Source organism: Collinsella aerofaciens (assembly GCF_015670795.1).
GTDB classification, from domain to species: Bacteria; Actinomycetota; Coriobacteriia; order Coriobacteriales; family Coriobacteriaceae; genus Collinsella; species Collinsella aerofaciens_Q.
Window position 1 is genome coordinate 1 of sequence record NZ_JADPCJ010000053.1, and the last position, 4115, is coordinate 4115.

Sequence of the window (4115 nt, forward strand, 5' to 3'; positions counted from 1 at the left end):
CCGTGGGCGCCAGCGGAATGTGGGGTCACCGCGCGGTCCGCATCTGATGGTGTCGACGTCAATGGTATACGGGTGCATCATCGACGTCTTCAATACAGAAGATATCAGTGCGGAATGCGCCGGGGGGGGGAACTTGCTCTCTGCCCTGCGGGTTCGGCGATGTCACAACGGGCAATGATTAATCTGAAAAAAGATGGTGCGCGGTCTATTGGCCGCGCGTTGTGCGTGGATAAGAAAAGGGCCCAAGGTTTGTGCCTTGGACCCTAAAGGGTTGATGAACTGGCTTAAGACTCGGCCGTGATTGTTAGAACTTGACGGTCGGGGCCTGGCGGGCTGCTTCGGCGGCCTCGAAGCCCTGGCGCTCCTTAAACTGGAAGATGCCGGCAAAGATGACAGCCGGGAACGTCTGAATGGCGTTGTTGTAGCTGAGCACGCAGTCGTTGTAGCTCTGGCGTGCATAGCTAATCTTGTTCTCGGTATCCTCGAGCGATGCCTGCAGCTGCGTAAAGTTGGTGTTTGCCTTAAGATCGGGATAGGCCTCGGCTACGGCGAAGAGCTGGCGCAGCGCACCGGTCAGCACGTTGTCGGCTTCCATCTTGGCCTCGGGCGTGGTGGCCTTGACGGCGGTGTTACGCGCGCTGATCACGGCGGAGAGCGTCTCCTGCTCGTGCTTGGCGTAGCCCTTGACGGTCTCGACCAGGTTGGGGATCAGGTCGTTGCGGCGCTGCAGCTGCGTATCGATGTTCTGCCAGGCGTTATCGATGCGGTTACGCTTGGTGACCATGTTGTTGTAGATGCCGGCGATGGCGCAGACAATCACAATGACAACAACGATGCCGATGATGACGGTAATCATGATGTCTCCGTTTCGAATGGCCGCGGCGGCATGCGCCAGCTGCCGTTGGTATAACGCTACTAGTATACCCGCAACGTTTTGCCGTGCCGAACTTTCCGGTAAGCGTTGTGTTTTCGGCGGGGCCGGCACCGGGGCAAAGCGCGCGAGGTACAGGTGTAAGATATGCGACAGATTGACGAGTGTTGTCTTTGCCCTGAGGATGGCGATACCAGTGGACCTTCGCATTAAGAAAACCTACCGCGCCCTTTTCGATGCCTTCACCGAGCTTCTCGAGGAGCATCGTTTTGAGGACCTGACGGTTGCCATGCTGTGCGACCGGGCCATGATTCGCCGCACGACGTTCTACAAGCACTTTCGCGACAAGAACGATTACTTTGCCTTTTATATCGATGAGCTCATGTCGGGCTTGCCGCAAAAACAGCCCGATGAGGCCGGCGCAGTGTCTGCCGAGGACGTGCGCGCGCTTCGGCACGCGATTTTGGACGATGCCATGGATTTGATTCTGACGCACGAGCGGCTCATGGATAACATTTTGGCAAGCAGCATGTCGGGCATGTTGACCAACGTTATTTGCGACCGCATTGCCCGCTCCATCCGCGAGCGTGTGATGAACGTGCTTGCCGAGGATGCCCTGGCCCCCGTGTCACTCGAGACGACGTCTGAGTTTGTCGCCGGCGGTATTATTCGACTTTTCACGATATGGTGGGAATCGGGCCACGATCTTGAGCGTCGACCTGAGATAGCCGACGTGGTCGATGCGTTGTTTGAGCGGACCATGACACCGGTGCATCACTAGGAGTGGCGGAGAGAGGGGGATTCGAACCCCCGGAACGCTCTCGCGCTCAACGGTTTTCAAGACCGCCGCATTCAACCGCTCTGCCATCTCTCCGTGAGTCGTAATGATAGCATCGTTTTGAATTTGCAACAGGGAAGGCGAACGATGACGATCACCGAAATCGACGAGAAGTTCATGCGCGAGGCGTTGGCGGAGGCGCGCGCCGCTGCTGCGGTGGGCGAGGTGCCCATCGGAGCCGTAGTGGTGCGCGACGGTGAGATCGTCGCGAGGGCGCACAATCGGCGCGAACTCGACCAGGACCCTTCGGCTCATGCCGAGTTTGCGGCCGTGTGCGCCGCTGCCCAGGCGCTTGGCCGCTGGCGCCTTTTCGACTGTACGGTTTATGTGACGTTGGAACCCTGCTGCATGTGCGCGGGCCTTATGGTCAACGCGCGCGTGGGGCGCTGCGTGTATGGCGCGAGTGATGCCAAGGCGGGCGCGCTGGGTTCGCTGTATGACCTGAATGCCGACTCGCGCCTGAATCATCGGTTTAACGTGACGGCTGGGGTCCTGGCGGATGAATGCCGCGAGCTGCTGAGTAGCTATTTTGGCGGTCTGCGCGGAGCGGGCGGCGCTGATTGCGGTTGTGGGGCCGATCTTGAAGCACACGCCGCTCACGCCGCAGCGCTTGCAGGTGCCGGTGAGGATGCTGGCACGGCGGTTGACTTTGGTCCTGCGTGCCGCCGACCCCGCCGTGTGCTGTTGGCGATCGACTCCTTTAAGGGCAGCGTTTCGAGCGCGCAGGCGGAGGCGGCGGTTGCCGAAGGCGTGCGCCGCGTTTGGCCCGATGCCGAGGTGCGCGCATTGCCGCTGGCAGATGGTGGCGAGGGAACGCTCGATGCCGTTGCCGCCTGCGGTGGCGAGCTCTCAACCTGCGAGGTCGCAGGGCCCTTGGGCGACCGCGTGTCTGCCCGGATGCTGGTTGATGTCGAGCACAAGTCCGCGGTCATCGAGATGGCCGAGGCGGCCGGCATTGGGTATTCGCCTTGTACGGAGTCGGCGGCGTTGGCGGCCACAACCTATGGCGTGGGCGAGCTCATGCTTCGCGCGGTTCGCATGGGCGCAAAGACACTCTATATTGGTCTGGGCGGCAGCGCCACCAACGACGGTGGCGCCGGCATGCTGCAGGCGCTGGGCGCGCGTGTGGTCGATGATCAGGACTGCGATGTCGCCCCCGGTCTTGCCGGCCTTGAGCAGGTGGCGAGCGTTGATTTGGCGCCCGCGCTGCAGGCTTTGGATGATGCTCGCATCGTTGTGCTTTCGGATGTCGAGAATCCGCTCGTGGGGCGTCGAGGCGCACTGGCGGTGTTTGGCGGGCAGAAGGGCCTGCCGGCGGATGATGTCGAGGTGCTGCGCAGATACGACGGCTGGATGGTCGGCTACGGTCGCTTGCTCGATGCGGCGATTGCCAGAGCTCGAGCCCAGGGGTTGTTGCGCACACCCGAGGGCGCACGGACATTTGGCTCGGTGCTCGGTGTACCCGGCGCGGGCGCTGCCGGTGGCTTGGGCGCGGCGTTGCTGGCGCTCGGCGCGGAGCTACGCTCGGGTGTGGAGACGGTGCTCGACCTCGTGGGGTTTGACGAGCGCGTGCGCGATGTCGACCTGGTCATAACGGGCGAGGGCAATATGGACGAGCAATCCGCCGCCGGTAAGGCACCGGTGGGTGTGGCTCGTCGTGCGAAGCGATATGGCAAGCCGGTGGTCGCCGTCGTGGGCGGTCGCGCCGTCAACCTGGACGCGGTATATGGGCAGGGTATTGACTTGGTTTTGCCGATTTGCCGCAAGCCCATGGACCTGGAACGGGCACTCGATTCGCAAGAAGCCACAACCAACCTCATCTGTGCCGGCGAGGCAGCCGCCCAATCCTACGACCTCGCTCGCCTCTAAGGCCTATCTCCCTATAAGTTGCGGTGAAATACGGAGTGTTTTTGCCTTTAAGGTGCCAATTCAGTCCGTATTCCACCGCAACTTCGAGAATGTCCATTCGAGGTTGGCTGCCTTGTGCCTTGGGTCGGACCGCCTGCCACGAAACGTGGCCATCTACTACGTTAAACCGGCCACCCTCGACCATTCCGGAATTTGCAAAACAAAACCGCAGGTAGAAAGCTTGCCGATTTTCGAAAAAGTCGGCTATGGTTGACCCCTGTGGCCTAAACGTAGTAGATGGGCCCTTTCTGTGGTGCGGCACCAAGCCGGTCATTTTGGGATGGGACTATTTTGACTACTCATTGGCTGCTCTGGCAATCGGGCTGCAAAAGTAGTCAAAAAGGTTGATTTCCGATCCCAACCGAACACATTGAGCTGACGGCACGCTCCCGCAGTTAACCGAACGCCCCCGAGGTCCTATCCGGGCCCCGGGGGCGGCATTTTCCCAGTTGAAGGAATGGTGGAGATGTGTTTCGATGGGTCCGGTGGCCATGCTCC

3 protein-coding genes and 1 tRNA gene are annotated in these 4115 nt (G+C 60.9%); 2 read left to right on the forward strand and 2 right to left on the reverse strand.

Annotated elements, in window-relative coordinates; genetic code table 11:
• Positions 1–304 precede the first annotated feature (304 nt).
• Positions 305–856, reverse strand: a complete 552-nt coding sequence (locus I4W09_RS10130; RefSeq protein WP_082421874.1) for a LemA family protein — start codon at positions 854–856, stop codon at positions 305–307.
• 211 nt (positions 857–1067) lie between these two features.
• Here I4W09_RS10130 and I4W09_RS10135 point away from each other — a divergent pair, with 211 nt between their 5' ends.
• Positions 1068–1652, forward strand: coding sequence for a TetR/AcrR family transcriptional regulator (locus I4W09_RS10135; RefSeq protein WP_158557017.1), 585 nt, complete (start codon positions 1068–1070; stop codon positions 1650–1652).
• A 3-nt stretch (positions 1653–1655) separates the two neighbouring features.
• Here I4W09_RS10135 and I4W09_RS10140 read toward each other — a convergent pair.
• Positions 1656–1745, reverse strand: a tRNA-Ser gene (locus I4W09_RS10140).
• Positions 1746–1796: 51 nt separating this feature from the next.
• On the opposite strand from I4W09_RS10140, the gene tadA reads away from it, so the two are divergent.
• Entirely contained in the window at positions 1797–3578 is a 1782-nt protein-coding gene (tadA, locus tag I4W09_RS10145) for a tRNA adenosine(34) deaminase TadA (RefSeq protein ID WP_196034067.1), read from the forward strand.
• The last annotated feature ends 537 nt before the right edge of the window (positions 3579–4115 follow it).